Annotated in this window: 13 protein-coding genes and 1 pseudogene; 3 read left to right on the forward strand and 11 right to left on the reverse strand. The window is 58.7% G+C overall.

Going from position 1 to position 14,747, the window contains the following annotated elements:
• Window positions 1-735 precede the first annotated feature (735 nt).
• Window positions 736-1,206 carry a T6SS effector amidase Tae4 family protein gene (locus LMTR21_RS25885; RefSeq protein WP_141688620.1) on the forward strand — a complete coding sequence of 157 codons (471 nt, stop codon included), beginning with the start codon at window positions 736-738 and terminating at the stop codon, window positions 1,204-1,206.
• A gap of 687 nt (window positions 1,207-1,893) precedes the next feature.
• On the opposite strand, the gene tnpC is transcribed toward LMTR21_RS25885, so the two are convergent.
• Genes tnpC through tnpA form a run of 3 tightly spaced genes read right to left on the reverse strand, consistent with a single transcriptional unit; the run spans window position 1,894 to window position 4,338 of the window.
• The gene (tnpC, locus tag LMTR21_RS25890; RefSeq protein WP_065756977.1) at window positions 1,894-3,546 is read right to left on the reverse strand and encodes an IS66 family transposase; all 1,653 of its coding nucleotides are present in this window, start codon (window positions 3,544-3,546) and stop codon (window positions 1,894-1,896) included.
• Between the two features lie 46 nt (window positions 3,547-3,592).
• A complete protein-coding gene (tnpB, locus tag LMTR21_RS25895) occupies window positions 3,593-3,940 on the reverse strand; it encodes an IS66 family insertion sequence element accessory protein TnpB (RefSeq protein WP_065756978.1) in 348 nt (115 codons plus the stop codon).
• Window positions 3,937-4,338 (reverse strand): IS66-like element accessory protein TnpA, encoded by a 402-nt coding sequence (gene tnpA, locus LMTR21_RS25900; RefSeq protein ID WP_148636000.1) that lies wholly within the window; start codon window positions 4,336-4,338, stop codon window positions 3,937-3,939. Before tnpA ends, tnpB begins: the two co-directional genes overlap by 4 nt.
• 754 nt (window positions 4,339-5,092) lie before the next feature.
• On the opposite strand from tnpA, the gene LMTR21_RS41965 reads away from it, so the two are divergent.
• Both LMTR21_RS41965 and LMTR21_RS41155 read left to right on the forward strand, forming a co-directional pair.
• Window positions 5,093-5,296: a DUF6894 family protein gene (locus LMTR21_RS41965; protein ID WP_430642473.1), complete on the forward strand. Its 204-nt coding sequence runs from the start codon at window positions 5,093-5,095 to the stop codon at window positions 5,294-5,296.
• A gap of 159 nt (window positions 5,297-5,455) precedes the next feature.
• Window positions 5,456-5,985: pseudogene (locus LMTR21_RS41155) on the forward strand (SOS response-associated peptidase family protein); the annotation flags it as partial.
• Between the two features lie 348 nt (window positions 5,986-6,333).
• On the opposite strand, the gene fdxB reads toward LMTR21_RS41155, so the two are convergent.
• The 8 genes from fdxB to nifD all read right to left on the reverse strand — a co-directional run bounded on the left by fdxB (window position 6,334) and on the right by nifD (window position 14,034).
• On the reverse strand, window positions 6,334-6,627 hold the full coding sequence (fdxB, locus tag LMTR21_RS25910) for a ferredoxin III, nif-specific (protein WP_057861973.1): 294 nt from the start codon (window positions 6,625-6,627) through the stop codon (window positions 6,334-6,336).
• A 13-nt stretch (window positions 6,628-6,640) separates the two neighbouring features.
• Entirely contained in the window at window positions 6,641-6,841 is a 201-nt protein-coding gene (locus LMTR21_RS25915; protein WP_065756379.1) for a CCE_0567 family metalloprotein, read from the reverse strand.
• Window positions 6,842-6,850: 9 nt separating this feature from the next.
• The gene (locus tag LMTR21_RS25920) at window positions 6,851-7,321 is read right to left on the reverse strand and encodes a NifX-associated nitrogen fixation protein (RefSeq protein ID WP_065756380.1); all 471 of its coding nucleotides are present in this window, start codon (window positions 7,319-7,321) and stop codon (window positions 6,851-6,853) included.
• A 7-nt stretch (window positions 7,322-7,328) separates the two neighbouring features.
• Entirely contained in the window at window positions 7,329-7,724 is a 396-nt protein-coding gene (gene nifX, locus LMTR21_RS25925) for a nitrogen fixation protein NifX (protein ID WP_065756381.1), read from the reverse strand.
• Window positions 7,721-9,127, reverse strand: a complete 1,407-nt coding sequence (gene nifN / locus LMTR21_RS25930) for a nitrogenase iron-molybdenum cofactor biosynthesis protein NifN (RefSeq protein WP_065756382.1) — start codon at window positions 9,125-9,127, stop codon at window positions 7,721-7,723. Before nifN ends, nifX begins: the two co-directional genes overlap by 4 nt.
• Window positions 9,128-9,136: 9 nt before the next feature.
• Entirely contained in the window at window positions 9,137-10,801 is a 1,665-nt protein-coding gene (nifE, locus tag LMTR21_RS25935; RefSeq protein ID WP_065756383.1) for a nitrogenase iron-molybdenum cofactor biosynthesis protein NifE, read from the reverse strand.
• 98 nt (window positions 10,802-10,899) lie between these two features.
• Window positions 10,900-12,459, reverse strand: coding sequence for a nitrogenase molybdenum-iron protein subunit beta (gene nifK, locus LMTR21_RS25940; RefSeq protein WP_065756384.1), 1,560 nt, complete (start codon window positions 12,457-12,459; stop codon window positions 10,900-10,902).
• Window positions 12,460-12,531: 72 nt separating this feature from the next.
• Complete coding sequence (gene nifD / locus LMTR21_RS25945; protein ID WP_065756386.1) at window positions 12,532-14,034, reverse strand: nitrogenase molybdenum-iron protein alpha chain; 1,503 nt, start codon at window positions 14,032-14,034, stop codon at window positions 12,532-12,534.
• Between the last annotated feature and the right edge of the window lie 713 nt (window positions 14,035-14,747).

Consider the following 14,747-nt stretch of genomic DNA (forward strand, 5'->3'; position numbering starts at 1 on the left):
GATGTACAGTGAGCTCCATGATGTCGGTGTCCGAGTCTGGTCCTGTCGAAATTTGCAGGTGAACCTCCTTGTAATCACCGAATTCAATTTCCTTCTGAGACCACACCGTTTTCCATGAAGTTCGCGGACCGTCTCTTGCTGCTCGCGGATTTGTTCGAGGTTCTTGGCCGTCGTCGCGAGCGACCGACACAATGGAAGAGTGACCGACAACTGTGGTTTAACGTCCGAGACGGTACCACTTGTCGCTGGAAGTACCCAAAGGCGGGATGCGTCGGAATTGTCTCCCGAGGCAAGCGAGTCGGTAGGGTTGTTGTAGGTACTGGAATCGATCGAGGTTGGAGTTGCTTCGCTCGAGCAAATTTGTACAAAGTACAAGAGTCCAGTCGCTAATAAAATGAAAAAAGCATACCCTCCATCAGTAGGGAGCGTCATCTGCGCCAGGCCATTTACGGGTCTAAGTCAAAAATTTCCTTCTAATCGAGGCTTGTGAAGCTCTATTTGCAAGGGCTTGTAGAAGTTCCAACTTTAGCAGATTGCGAGCTTCGGACAAGTCAGGGTTGTGTTAGTGTACTTGAGAGTGTACTCGTCGGCCGGCGAGTCACGAGTATCCGATGTGCTATTGTTGTTGTCTTGATACCTGCAAATCCGCAGCGTGCATGTAGAGCTTACAAACGGCGGTCTTTTCTTCGTATACGAACTAGATTGTTGGGGAGGCTGACGATCGAGGAGTCAAGGATGACTATTTTCGATAATTTGTGGAACAACTGGCCGACGGAGGCCCGCGATGTCTTATTCAACAGCCTTGGCGGAAACTGGCCTAGTCTATATCCTAATGATAACTACAAGAATACTTGCACAATTCGGTTCTCGGTTGCGCTCAATCGAAGTGGGTACAAGGTTCCTGCCTCCTTGAGCGATGGAGGGCACAAAGACCAGGAGGGAAATTCGATCGCGGTCCGTGTGCCGACCGGTGAGAGTCTTGCGCGAAACTTTTTTGGCGAACCTTACTGGGGCATGAACCGAAATCCGGGAAGTCCGATCGACCTGACCAACGTGCCGCGCGAGAATGGCTTGCTCATCTATAAAGTGAGAGTGGGAGACGCTAACGGCCACGTAGACTTGTGGAAGAAAAACGATTGCTTAATTGATTGTCACGCAAGTTTTGCAGCCGCATCTTATGAGTTGGCATTCTGGAAATTGGCGTGATTTGCGCTTGGAGATGTTTAAGCAGTGTTCGGAGCGCTGACACCTTGACATCGACAAAGCGTTCAAAAACCATCGCCGGATGGGACGGGCATATCCGGTCGAACCTGGCTCGTGTCGTCGCACCGAAGGCCGAGGTTTGCATAGGCATAATGGGGCGTGGCTTGGGGGGACCTTTTCTCGACTACGATCAGTGCCGCCGCCACCGAACGTCATAACTAACTAAACACGCGAAAGACTGTCCTTGCTTCCCTATCCGCAACATCCGGGCATCTAGAAGCCGCTGCATCGCTTCGGCCGTTTTGGTATCGCCCTTAGCGTCGGGATGTTTTGCCGCGAGTTTTGACAGCGTAAACTCACTTACAAGCATTCTGCGAGCGTCGCCGCACAACAGGAAGCACTCGACGAATTTGTTCTTGGTGATCTCGCTATTCATGAGGTGACCGAGTTTGCTAACAGGCTTACTGCGCTCAAGCATCGTCTAGAGAAAGCTCGCAAGGCCGTTCTGGAGCTCTGAGGACAAAAACCGCCACAATCCAATGACGCGCTGCCCTGATCATGTCTGATCGATTTTCGGCCTTCGAGGTCATAGCGGCCGCTCGCGAGGTTAAGCGTACGCATACGACGAAGGCCGCCGGATTGACGCATGCGCGGGAGCGCGGCGAGCACTATGATTGCGTTGCGTGCAGGTCAGGCGGCCTGCTGATCGGTGGGCTCGCTGGCCTGCCGCAAAAGCTTCCATTCCCAGGGCAGCAGTTCGTGCAGACGCGAAGCGGGAAGATCGGCGATACGGGCGAGGACATCGGCGAGCCAGGCCTTGGGATCGACGTCGTTGAGGCGACAGGTCGTGATCATGGTCAGCATGATGGCGGCGCGGTCGGCGCCGCGCAGGCTGCCGGCAAAGGTCCAGTTGCGCCTGCCCAACGCGATGCCGCGCAACGCTCTTTCAGCGGCGTTATTGCTGAGGCAGATCCTGCCATCGTCGAGGAAGCGGGCGAAGTCGTCCCAGCGCCTGAGCATGTAGTTCATGGGCTTCAGGACCTCGGAGGAGCGCGATAGGGTTTCCCGCTCGCGGAGCAGCCAGACGTGCATGTCATCGAGCAGCGGCTTGCTCAGCTCCTGGCGTACGGCACGCCGCTCGTCGGCACTGCGGCCGTTGATGGCGCGCTCGATCTCGAACAGGGCGTCAAGACGCCTGACCGCCTCCAGCGCGATCGGGGAGACCGGTTTGCCTTTCTGTGGGTCCCGGGCGGTTTTCTCGATGTCGGCCAGCTCGAAGAAGCCCCGCCGCGCATGGGCCAGGCAAAATGCCGGCGTGATCGGCATCGCTTTCCTTTGTGGGTCGAACAACGGATCGAAGCCGCTATAGCAATCCGCCTGCAGGATACCGGCGAAGGCGGCCAGATGCTTCTGGGGATGTTCGCCCCGTCGGTCGCTCGAGGCGTAATAGGCCGCCGCCGGCGGCGCAGGCCCACCGTAGGGCCGGTCATCCCGTACATAGGTCCAGATTCGCCCGGTCGTGCACTTGCTCTTGGCCAGGATGCGGATGGTGGTGTCGTCGCCATGAAGGCGATCAGCCGCGAGCACATGACGCTCGATCAGCTGGAACAGCGGCATGACGGCAAGGGTTCCGTGGCCGACCTGGTCGGCCAGTGTCGATAGCGGCAAATCGATCCTCTCAGCCTTAAAGCGCACGCTCTGGCGATTGAGTGGGATATGCATGCCGAACTTGTCGAACAAGATCGTCGCCAGCAGTTGCGGACCGATGAAGCCGCGCGGCGTGGCATGGAACGGTGCCGGCGGCTGGCTGATCTTCTCGCAATCGCGGCAGGTGAACTTTTCCCGCACCGTCTCGATCAGCTTGAACCGACGCGGGATCTCCTCCAACGTCTCGGTCACATCCTCGCCCAGCTTCGCCAGGCGCGATCCGCCGCAGCATGCACAGCTCGTCGGGGCCTCGATGACGACGCGCTCGCGTTCGATGTCGTCCGGCCAGGGCTTGCGCACCGGCCGCCGACGCGTGAAGGCGCGCACGCTCTGGCTTTTCGCCGCGGCGGCCTGAGCGGCAAGCTCGTCCTCGCTCGCCGTGGTGACAAGTTCTTCGAGCTCCAATTCCAATTGCTCGATCAGCCGCGCCGTGCGCTCGGAGCGCTGCCCGTACAGTTCGCGCTTGAGCTTCTCGATCCGCAGCTCAAGATGCACGATCAGCGCCTCGTTGGCCGACAGCTCCGCCCGCGCACTGGCGGCTACCGCCTCGGCTTGCAGCCGCGCCTCACGCTCGGCCTGCAGCGCCGCCAGGGCACTCACGAGGTCCGATGGAAGGTCGTCCGGCTTCGATGTCATGAAGCCATTGAATCAGATCACGTTGCAGATTCAAACCGTAAAACGGCTATCCGACCCGCGTTGGTCGCAGCGTATCTTGAGGGTTGCGCCAATCGATTCCGGACAACAGGTAGTTCATCTGCGCCGGTGAGATCGTCACTGCTTCGCCCGCAACCGTTGGCCAGATGAACCTTCCTCTCTCGAGTCTCTTGGTAAACAGGCATGCCCCCTGGCCATCGTGCCAGATCACCTTCACAAGATCGCTTCGGCGACCGCGGAACACGAACAGATGACCGCTGAGCGGGTCCTTGCGCAGCACCTCCTGCACTTGGAGTGCCAACGACGGAAAGCCTCGGCGCATGTCCGTGTAGCCTGTCGCGAGCCACACTCGCGCGCCCGTCGGAACCGGGATCATCGGCGTACCAAAGCATCGAGAACGCGACGCAGTGCGTCTCCATCAACGTCGCCATCGACCCGGATCCGGTGCCCGCTACCAAGATCAATCTCGATGATGCCCTGGCTCTTCCGTCGACGCGCCGCCGTCGTCGTCAACGGCGCTTCGGCCACCTCCGGCGGCGGCACAGACGGCCCAATCGCGACCGGCACGAACGGCGCTCTACTCGTTTCACCGTGCTTGCAAAGCTCTTTGCGCCACCTGAACAGCTGGCTCACATGAAGGCCGGCCAGGCGGGCCACCTCGGAAACGCTGGCTCCGGGCTCGAGCGATGCTGCAACGAGCCGCTCCTTCTCATCCTGCGACCACCGGCGCCGCCGCTCGACCGATGTGATCACCTCCGCACGCGAAATCGTCATAGCGCTTCTCCTAGGATTACCCCTAGGACCTGCAGCGATCGCGTTCGTCGAACAAGGCGGCCTTTGGCGGAGGGATACGGTTAAGCTTCACCGCCCGCAGGCTCAGAATTCACAAGTTTCCGATGTTCGGCCTTCGGTGCGCCGTACGACCTTGCGCATAGCAATCTCCGAAAGCCGCACAGCCAACTGCTTAAGATGCGCAATCTCCTGCTTGCAGCACTCCAGCTCGCGCTGTCCGTCTGTCGTCACTGATGATTCAGGGCGATCCATACCGTCCGTCATATCTATTGAGAATTCATCTCCGACCGAGTCGTCGTGAGCATCGTCCGATTCTGGTTCCGCGAAGGAGTCACCCCTGCGCGAGAACGAAGCTTCGGCCTTTACGGGACCTCTTGAGGGCCTTCCTGATCGCTAAACTTGTGTGCAGAACGCGCCGTTTAAGTCGTTGCTGTAGTCGGCACGCTTCACTTTTGTCCGAAGCATACCAACTATCTGATTTGTTTTTCTCAAGCGGCATTGTGCCTTTTCTTCATTTGCGGTAGGCGAAAACAACCAAGGATAAACCCATGAGCTACAATTTCGCCGAGATTGCGCCGCCTATGATTGGCGCCCACTCGGCTCATCGTCTGACGCCCCGTGGTAGCCTCGAGCTAGGTAACCGGAAGCGCACACTTCGTTATGGGTGACATGCGATCACCGCATCTCGTTTATGAAAATCTGTTTTCTTTCTCACGTATAACCAGGCCGGCGAGCAATGCTTCGTTTTTATTTCAATCTCGCAGGAAGCCGAAATGTCGACGACCCCTGCGGGTTGGCATTCGAAAACGAGGTGCAAGCCTTCCGTGCGGCCGAGCGCTTCGCAGAGGAGCTAGCGAGAACTCACCCTCTTCTACGGGGTACCACCAGTGTAGTCGTAACATGCAAGGACCGAGATGAATCGTACTACATAAGCGTGTGATTGGCATTCCATCCAAAGCGAATTCCAAGCTATCGCTGTACGAACGTGCATCGGCGTCGTATGGCCGATCACGGGGTGCAGTACTGAGCGCACGTCGAGGCCTACCATTTTCAAGTCGGAGGCAATCCTACCAACCGCTCACTATCATAACGCAGCGTCGTGAACCGATACGTTGGCAATCTGCCGCCGATGCCGGGGGGTTTTTCCCGAATACAATGCAGCGATTGTGCGCAACGGGGCCGAGGGCCGCGAGCTCGCTACGGCGCGGTGGCGAACGCCATCGTCGTCAAAGGCGCTAATGGATGCCACGAAGAAGCAAGCCGAAAAGCTTCAGGCCAGGACAAGCCGGCCGATTCCAAGGAACTGCTGCGGATAGAGCCGGATGGTGGCACTACCAACATCCGCAATGTGAAGAGCACGCACCGGACGAGATGGCTGGAAGCTGAAAACCGCTGCTTGGTGCCGTTCAACTCGTTCAGCGAGTTCAACAAGGCCGAAGGAGGTGATATCTGGTTCGCACTCGATGAGACACGTCCCTCGCCCGCTTCGCCGGCATCTGGATCAACTGGACGTCCGTTCGGAAGGTCAAGGAAGGTCACACGACCAATGACCTCTACGCGTTCCTCACGACGGAGCCGATCGCCGAAAGTGGCGCCGTCCACCTCAAGGCGATGCTGGTGATCCTCACGCGAGGAAATTCCGGCGGAACGTCAAAGAGGAAAAAGAAGACAGCCTCCCTCGGGCTCGCGACAATCTAAGCTATTCGTATGGCAATTCACCGAATAGACCAATCATAAGATCACCATCGAGTTGTGTGGATGGGATATCCACATAGTGATCGGGATGACGAATTTCGATACCTGCGGGCGACGAGAACATGATTCTAACTTGGGGTCGGCTCGGCACCCGCAAGCTGGCGGGAATGGATCGGCGCCGAGGGGCTCTATCCCGAGCGCAGCACATGGAAGAGTCCCTTCCCAGCGAGGCTTTTCCGTTCAAGTCGCACTTGCCCGCGGGACTGGCGGACAGAGGCGCTGTCAAGCGGCTTCCGTTGCGGCGGGCTGGTGGGTCTGGCAGTTGGTCGGACAAACCCGGGCGCAGGCGCCGCAGCCGATACAAGCGCCCTGGTCATTCATCACCATAATCTTCTTTTCGATCTCATCGTCATCGTCGAGGTCGACAAGATCGCCCTCCTCATTGATCCCCTTCAATGTCATGACGTCGCGGCCGCAGATCTTGAAACAGCGGCCACAACCGATGCACTTCTTGGGATCGATTGAGATCAGGTAGTTCGGCGTCCAGTCGCGGCCATCGCGCGTTGCAAATGACATGATCGGATACCCTTTAGGCCCTTTCCAGCGCCTTGAGATCCTCGCGCTTACGCTCGAGTTCGGCAAAGGCATCGTGCGCTTTCTGCGCTACCGCCATGATCGAGGTCCAGTTGACGGGAAGTTCCTCCGACAAATCGTGCAGATCCATCTTGGCCTTCGTCGCCTTGAGCGATAGCTTTCTTATTTCCGCTTTAAGCATTTCAAGGTCGCTCATGAGCTGCTCTCAATAGTTAGCCACGTCGGGAAATTTCCGGGTCATCTCGATGCCGCCTTCGACGTATTTGCCACCCTCGGCGGCGAGCTGTGCAAGATTGTCGAAGCCAAAGCGATGCACATCGCGCAGCTGCTTGTTCATCACGATCAGCCGGCCGCCGATCAGCACCATGCGGCCAAAGCCTTCATGGTGCATCTTCAGCATCGGCTGGATCATCACACCCGTCGCCTTCTCGATCGAGAGCGCGACTGCATTGAAGAACAGCTCCAGCCGCGAGACCGTATCCGGATCCGGATCGCCGACGATCGGCAGCGCGCGCCGTTTCTCCTTGTCCAGAATATACGGTTCGAGCAAATCGAGATCGCTCTTACCGTCCCACGCGCCATGGACATCCTGGGCGCGCCAGATCTTGATCAGTTCCCTCACGAATGGCGCACCGAGCGCGCGATCGGTCTGCACGATATCCGCGGCTTCAGTCATGTCGTCCTCATTCTTCGAAATCGAGCGTGCGCTTCTGGTCCTTTGCCAACGCCTTGCGCAGCCAGGGTGGCGGCGTACCCTTCAGCACGTGCCGAAGCTTCTCGACCAGCACCAGGATGTTCTCGGGCTTGTCCACCTTGATCGGATGTATATTGTTCGCCACTACCCGCGCGGCACCGGAGCCGCCGATGGCCCCGACATAGAGGATGGCGCAATCCTTGATTGCCTCGATCTTGGGCGCGAGCTTGTCCTCGTTGCCGTCTTCCTTGAGATCGCCGTCGAACTCAATTGCCTTCAGAAATACGTGCCCGACCGGCCCAACATCATAGATTGCGATGTACTTGGCCCAGCCAAAATGCGCATCGACGCGCCTCAAGTCTTGGGTAGCGAATGCGACCTTCATGCCATCGAACCCTCTGTTGCGTCAACGAAGCTGCGGCGGCCGGGTTTTAAGGACCGTCTCGAGGTCCGCCAGCTATCGGGCGCCGGCTGATGATTTTCCTCGCGGTCGGCGATCACGAGATTGGCGATACTGAAGATCACATCGCGCGTGCCGCGATAGCCGACGGATAGCTGGTGTCCCGCGCCGATTCGATCGAACATCGGAAATCCCGTGCGATAAAACGGAATCTTCAGCCGCGCCGCCGCTTGGCGGCCATGCGAATGCGTAATCAGCAGGTCGCAATTCCTCGTCCTAGCAAGCTCTTCCAGATCCTCGAGATCGCCGATCAGCACCTCGTTGGTTCCGATCCGCTCCAGCACCGGCGACTGCGTGGTCGTCACGGCCGCCGTCACCTGCGCGCCCATCTCGTGAAGCATGCTGGACAGGTCGAACAGGAGGTCAGGCTCGGCACCGATCGCGAGCTTGCGGCCGCCGACATGGAAATGCGCGTCCAGCATCGCATCGCTGAGCTGGCCGCGCTGGCGCCGATATTTAGCTGGCACAGGGCGGCCACTGATGTCGCTCAGGAAAGCGATGAATTCATCGTTGGGGATGAGGCCGCACAGCCGCTCGAACAGGCGGAACGGCACCCCAGCCTTGGCCTGTATGGCTTCTGCCGCCCGCCGCATCTGCTCACCGATGGCAATGGTCCAGCTGGACCGGCCCATGCCCGCTACTTCGTCAACCCCGATGCCACCAATGGTCGTTGGCGTAAACTCGCCCGGGATATGCCCGTCCAGAGATCCCGCGAGATCAGGCAGGAAGGATGGCTTCAGGCCGAAATCCTCAAGGATCGTCCTAAGTTCGTCGAGGTCACCCGGCGTCAGGTGACATCCGGGGAGGACATTCACCCGCGCGGGATCGCGCTCCACCCCAACCGGAGGCGCCCCCACCAGTACCTCGACCATGCATGCCACTGTCTTTTCCCAGCCATCCTGGAACGCGTCCTTGAAATCGGGCGTCGAGACAAAGACTAAAGGACATTTTGCGAGCTGCGGATGCTGCTCGCGGATCAGCTTGATGTAGCCGTCCACGTCATCGCCATTGGTTTCGGTCACTCCGGTCGAGCAGATCCCGATGATCTCCGGCTTGGCACGATTGTATATGTTGAGGATAGCCTGCTCGACATTTTCATAACCGCCGAGCACGGTCGCCACCTCGCTCATCGCAGTCGTCTGCAGCGGCACCGCCTCCTTGAAATGCCGCACGAACAGCGTGAGCCCGAAAGATGTGCACCCTTGCGAGCCGTGCAGAAGCGGCATCGCTCCACGCAAACCCATGAAGGCGAATGCGCCGCCAATCGGCTGACTCATCTTCAGCGGGTTGACCGCGCAGGCCTTCTTCGGCGTGGTGACGATCGCCATGACGCCGTCCTATTCCGCGGCCTGCAGCATGGCAGGCGGCGAGGACACCGGTATTTTCGTCAGGATGTCCTCGATACGCCTCTTGCAGCAGCCACCGAACGCGCTGGTGTGCTGCCTGACTGCCTCGGCGCTGGTCAGGCCATGGGAGCGGATCGCATCCTCGAGGGTGCCGAGATCGACCTCCTTGCAGAAGCAGACCTTTTTCGCGCGCCGGGTCGTCTCCGGATCGGCGGCGACATCGACAGCCTGGACGTCGATCTGCGCCATCCCGTTGGTCTGCCTATTCTTGGCCACCTCCTCCCACGGCGCTGGTCGACGCAGCTGCTCCCACATCGGGTTGAACAGCGCCTTGTCGATCTCCTCGACCAGCTTCACCATACCGATGTAGCCCATATAGGCGTGGCAGCGTTCCTGGTTGATGTCGAGCCAGGGCATCGCCGCTTTCAGCGCAACAAATTGCGATTTGCCGCCGGAGAGCATGATATCTGCTTTCGCGTCCTTCAGCATTTTGTATATCTCGCGCGGCGTCATGTCCTCGATCATGAGGGCATCCTGCCCCATGAGCTCCTTGATGCGCTCTTTGTCCTGCTTGGTGGATTTTTTGACGCTGGTGCCGACTAGCTCGAGCCCCGCCTCCTGCAGCGCCGCCACGACGGACCAGGATTTGACGCCACCGGTGATCAGTAGTGCCCTCTTTCCGGCAAAGCGGGGCTTGTACAGTTCGATCGTCGCCCAGGCGCGTGCCTCCTCGCGCGCGATTACCGCCTCGGTGCGCTCGATCAGTTCGCAAGGCGCCCCGCGCTCGACCAACAGACGAGCAATCTGGCGCAGCGAATCGCTAGAATCCTGGATGCCATAGAACGAGCCCTCGAAAAACGGGATGCCGTAACGGCCCTCCATTTTGCGCGCGACATTGATCATCGCCTTCGAACATACAATCATGGCAGCGCGGGCCCTGTGCGAAGAGGCGACTTCGCGGTATTTGCCGTCCCCCGAGAGGCAGGAGAGGATGCGGATCCCGAGCTCGTCAAGCAGCGGCTTGACCTGCCAAAGCTCGCCGCAGAGGTTGTATTCGCCAATCAGGTTGATGTCGTAGGGCGTGGTGTAGTCCGGCTCTTCCGTGCCGATGACATGCTCGAGCAAGGCCTCGCCGGCGAGCTTGTTGCCGAGGTTCTTGGGGCCGACGAAGCCCGGCGAATTTATGGGAATGACCGGTTTGCCGAGCTTTTGCGAAGCCGCCTTGCAAACCGCATTGATGTCGTCGCCGATCATGGCGGGAACGCAGGTCTGATAGACGAAAATGGCCGGCGGGTTGTACTTTTTGATGATCTCTTTGATTGCTTTGTAGAGACGCTTCTCGCCCCCAAATACTATATCGGTTTCGTTCATGTCAGTGGTGAATCCGGTACGCCAGATGCTGGCGCCAGACGAAGCCGCACCGCGGTTATCCCAGGAATTACCCTCACAGGCGATCGGACCGTGCACGAGATGGGCGACGTCGGTAAAAGGCTGCAGCGCAATTTTGGCACCGTCGAAGGCGCAGCCGCCTGCGGCACCGCCCGGCTGCAGCTGCTTGGCACAGCCCTTATTGCGCTCGGCATCCGATTTGTTGGCGTTCTTGGCGCAGCCCGGCTCGTTGAAGATCTTCTGGATCGTGGCCGATAGCGAACTCATCCGTCTCTCCTCTCAACCGCGCTTGTTCGCGAAGATCAGTCCATCCTGCGCTTAGGCCATCGCCGACGTTTGCCGACGATGGCGTGCGCCGTTCGTCATCAACGAATGATGTCGAAGCTATAGTCGGTCTTGCCGGCAATGTTGGTCTTTTTGTCGATCTCGTCGAAGATCTTGTCGAGAATCTTCACCAACACGTTCATGCCCCCCTGATAGCCCCACAGCGGAGAGCGATGATGGTGATGCCGATCGAAGATTGGAAAACCGATCCGGATCAGCGGCGTACCGGTGTCGCGCTCCAGATACTTGCCATAAGTGTTACCAATCAGGAAGTCGACCGGCTCGGTGAACAAGAGCGAGCGCATATGCCAGAGGTCTCGCCCCGGATAGGCATGGCAGTTCTGCCCAAACGGCGAGCTCCCAAACAACGCCTGCATTTTCTCCTCCCAGGCCTTGTTGCCGTTCGTGGCCAGCACATGGATCGGCTCGGCGCCAAGCTCGAGCAGGAAGGCAGCCAACCCATAGCAGAGATCTGGATCGCCATAGATCGCGAATTTCTTGCCGTGAATATGCGCGCTAGAGTCGGCCATCGCGTCGACCAAGCGGCCGCGCTCTCGAGCCAGTTCCTCCGGGATGTCTTTGCCACTGATGCGCGACAGCGCCATGAGAAACTCATCCGTTGCGGACACGCCCACCGGATAATTGAAGGCCACGACCTCCTGGCCATGATCGGCGATGAACGGCAGCGTCTTTTCCGTGCACCACTGCTGCATCGAGATCGTTGCCTTAGCGTGAACCGCGTTGGCGGCGTCTTCCAAAGTCGTGCCGCCGTCATACATTCGGAACTCGCCGTCGGTCGGTGTATCGAACACATCGGAATTATCGGCAAGAACGGTGTTCTGGATGCCCATCAATTCGAAAATGCGCTTGATCTCGCGGATGTTGCCGACCGTGTAGCCGTCAAAGCCGCCGATGAGGTTGATCTTCTTGTTGGGCGCGCGCTCGGGTTTCGAGGCTGTCCCGGCCTTGCCGTCCCAGAAATGCTCCAAAATGCCCTTGAGAGCATTGTCGTACCCGGTGACGTGGCTGCCCACGAAGGCTGGCGTGTGCGCAAACGGTACATCGAAATCAGCTGGCACCGAGCCTTTTTCCTTGGACGTTTTGATGAAGGCGTTGAGGTCGTCTCCGATCACCTCCGCCATACAGGTGGTGGAGACCGCGATCATCTTGGGCTTATACATATTATAGCTGTTGGCGAGCCCATCGATCATGTTGTTCAGCCCGCCGAATACCGCAGCGTCCTCCGTCATCGACGAGGAGACGCAGGAGCTTGGCTCCTTGAAGTGCCGCGATAGATGGCTGCGGTAATAGGCCACGCAGCCTTGAGAGCCGTGCACGAAGGGCAGCGTGCCCTCGAAACCAACTGAGGCGAACACCGCGCCTAGCGGCTGGCACGCCTTGGCTGGATTTACCGTGAGCGCTTCCCGCGCAAAATTCTTTTCGCGATATTCGGCTGTCTTTGACCATTCCCTGACGCGTTCCACCTCCGCGGGATCGCGGGGATTCTCGAACATCTTCTTCTTGTTGGCCAACATCTGCTGGTATTCCGGACCGCGGAACAGCTCGAAATGATCGAGCACGTGTTCTGCACTCTGCGCCATTGGTAGGATCCTTTCGAAAATAGTGATCAATTTTGGCTTCGCGCTCTCAGCAGAGAGCCGGGCCACTCTGGGTTATTCGGCAGCCATCAGCTTCGGCTTCGAGACGTTTTTCCACGGCGCTTTGGTCTTTTTCCAGATCGGTGAGTTGATGGCCATGTCCATGTCGCGCGCGAAGATCGCAAATCCATCATAGCCATGATACGGACCCGAATAGTCCCAGGAGTGCATTTGGCGGAACGGCACGCCCATCTTCTGGAAGACATATTTTTCCTTGATGCCTGAGCCGACCAGGTCAGGCTGGATCTTCTCGACGAAGCGTTCGAACTCGTAGCCGGTGACGTCGTCGTAGATCAACGTGCCGTCCTTGACGTAATGCTGGGCAGTGCGCTGGTAGTCGTCATTGTGGCCGAACTCGTAGCCGGTGCCGACGACCTCCATGCCGAGGTCCTCGTAGGCGCCGATCACATGGCGCGGACGCAGTCCGCCAACGAACAGCATCACGCTCTTGCCCTCCAGGCGCGGGCGATATTTAGCGATCACTGCGTCCACCAGCGGCTGATATTTTTCGATCACCCGCTCGGCACCCTCCTTGATCTTGTCATCAAAATAACCGGCTATCTTGCGCAGCGACTCCACGATCTTGGAGGGCCCGAAGAAGTTGTATTCGCACCAGGGAATACCAAATTTCTCCTCCATGTGACGCGAGATGTAGTTCATCGAGCGGTAGCAATGCAGCACGTTAAGCTTCGCCCTTGGCGTTGCCTCTAGCTCGGCCAGGGACCCGTCACCGGACCACTGCGCGATCACGCGCAGGCCCATTTCCTCAAGCAGAATTCGGGATGACCAGGCGTCGCCGCCGATATTGTAGTCGCCGATGATCGCGACATCGTAGGGCGTCGGCTCGAACGTCGGCTTACTCTCGGGCGTGACCTTGTCGAAGACCCAATCGCGCACTGCGTCGTTGGCAATATGGTGGCCGAGCGACTGTGACACGCCGCGGAAACCCTCGCAGCGGACCGGCACGATGGTCTTGCCCTCATATTCCTTCGATTTTGCCCTGGAGACCGCCTCGATGTCGTCACCGATCAGGCCGATCGGGCATTCCGACTGGATGGTGATGCCGTTGTTGAGCGGGAACAGCTCCTGGATCTCGTCAATGATTTTGACGAGCTTCTTGTCGCCGCCGAACACGATATCCTTTTCCTGGAAGTCGGATGTGAACTGCAAGGTCACGAAACTATCAATGCCTGTCGTGCCGACGTAATAGTTACGCCGCGAGCCCCACGAGTACTGTCCACAGCCGACCGGACCGTGGCTGATATGGATCATGTCCTTGATCGGTCCCCAGACCACACCTTTGGAGCCCGCGTAGGCGCAACCGCGGATCGTCATCACACCTGGGATGGATTTGATGTTAGACTTGACTCCGCAGTCCGACTTGCCGATCTCGTGAACATTGAGGTGCTTGGCGCGCCGTTTTGCGGTCTTCTCCGGATAGACCTTCAGCACCTCCTGAATCAGCTCTTTGTTGCGGGCTTTGATTTCTGCGGTGCTCTGGGTCGTGGCGAGACTCATGCTGATATCCTTCAAAGGTTTCCTGTTGCGACGGCGGCTCTCGGCCAAGAGTTTTGCAACGACCGTGCCAGCCGCGACGTGAGCGCAAAAAACAGCGCAGTTGAAAGTAGATAGCCACCTTCGCGCGGGTAACCGGACTGTTGTTGCAAACCCGACATCGAGCGTGTCTACCGTGCTCGTTTGATCCTGTTCGAAACAAAAACAAGGGCGGGCGCGCGTTATATTGCACCGCATTTGCCCCACAAGAGCGCGATGACACCGGCCCGCTGCCGGAAATGGCACGTGACGAGGCGACCCAGCTGCAAGGCTGGGCAGCCAGCCTGGATCACCATCGTCGTGAAGCCCGACCGCTGCTCAGCTCGTTGGGACGGTGGTGCGCAAATTGCGCCTGGCCTCCCTCGCATCCCGATCCCAATCCTATTGGGCTGACCAGCCAGAGAGCTCGTCGCGGCCGGCCCGCAGGCGTTGTTTGACTGCCTGAGCACCTCAAGCCACAGCGCTCGTGCGATTTCCACTCTATGATCTTCTGCATGCGCGTCGACGCCCAGACCGCCCTAGCTTATGCGCCTTGACGCAATGGGGGCTGTTGATGGGGGTGCGATCCGATATTGCATCCAGGCTGCCTGGCGTGCTTCACATCCGGCTCCATCCACCGGGCAACTGACCTCGGTTAGACGAGCACAGAATTAGAAGCTTGGGGTCAGGAAACGCGA

This window comes from Bradyrhizobium paxllaeri (assembly GCF_001693515.2).
Classification (GTDB): Bacteria; Pseudomonadota; Alphaproteobacteria; order Rhizobiales; family Xanthobacteraceae; genus Bradyrhizobium; species Bradyrhizobium paxllaeri.

What these genes read in the sequence shown, in the direction of transcription:
- LMTR21_RS25885 (WP_141688620.1), top strand. Translation starts at nt 736, where the DNA reads ATGACTATTTTCGATAATTTGTGGAACAACTGGCCGACGGAGGCCCGC.
- tnpC (WP_065756977.1), bottom strand. Translation starts at nt 3,546, where the DNA reads ATGACATCGAAGCCGGACGACCTTCCATCGGACCTCGTGAGTGCCCTG.
- tnpB (WP_065756978.1), bottom strand. Translation starts at nt 3,940, where the DNA reads ATGATCCCGGTTCCGACGGGCGCGCGAGTGTGGCTCGCGACAGGCTAC.
- tnpA (WP_148636000.1), bottom strand. Translation starts at nt 4,338, where the DNA reads ATGACGATTTCGCGTGCGGAGGTGATCACATCGGTCGAGCGGCGGCGC.
- LMTR21_RS41965 (WP_430642473.1), top strand. Translation starts at nt 5,093, where the DNA reads ATGCTTCGTTTTTATTTCAATCTCGCAGGAAGCCGAAATGTCGACGAC.
- fdxB (WP_057861973.1), bottom strand. Translation starts at nt 6,627, where the DNA reads ATGTCATTTGCAACGCGCGATGGCCGCGACTGGACGCCGAACTACCTG.
- LMTR21_RS25915 (WP_065756379.1), bottom strand. Translation starts at nt 6,841, where the DNA reads ATGAGCGACCTTGAAATGCTTAAAGCGGAAATAAGAAAGCTATCGCTC.
- LMTR21_RS25920 (WP_065756380.1), bottom strand. Translation starts at nt 7,321, where the DNA reads ATGACTGAAGCCGCGGATATCGTGCAGACCGATCGCGCGCTCGGTGCG.
- nifX (WP_065756381.1), bottom strand. Translation starts at nt 7,724, where the DNA reads ATGAAGGTCGCATTCGCTACCCAAGACTTGAGGCGCGTCGATGCGCAT.
- nifN (WP_065756382.1), bottom strand. Translation starts at nt 9,127, where the DNA reads ATGGCGATCGTCACCACGCCGAAGAAGGCCTGCGCGGTCAACCCGCTG.
- nifE (WP_065756383.1), bottom strand. Translation starts at nt 10,801, where the DNA reads ATGAGTTCGCTATCGGCCACGATCCAGAAGATCTTCAACGAGCCGGGC.
- nifK (WP_065756384.1), bottom strand. Translation starts at nt 12,459, where the DNA reads ATGGCGCAGAGTGCAGAACACGTGCTCGATCATTTCGAGCTGTTCCGC.
- nifD (WP_065756386.1), bottom strand. Translation starts at nt 14,034, where the DNA reads ATGAGTCTCGCCACGACCCAGAGCACCGCAGAAATCAAAGCCCGCAAC.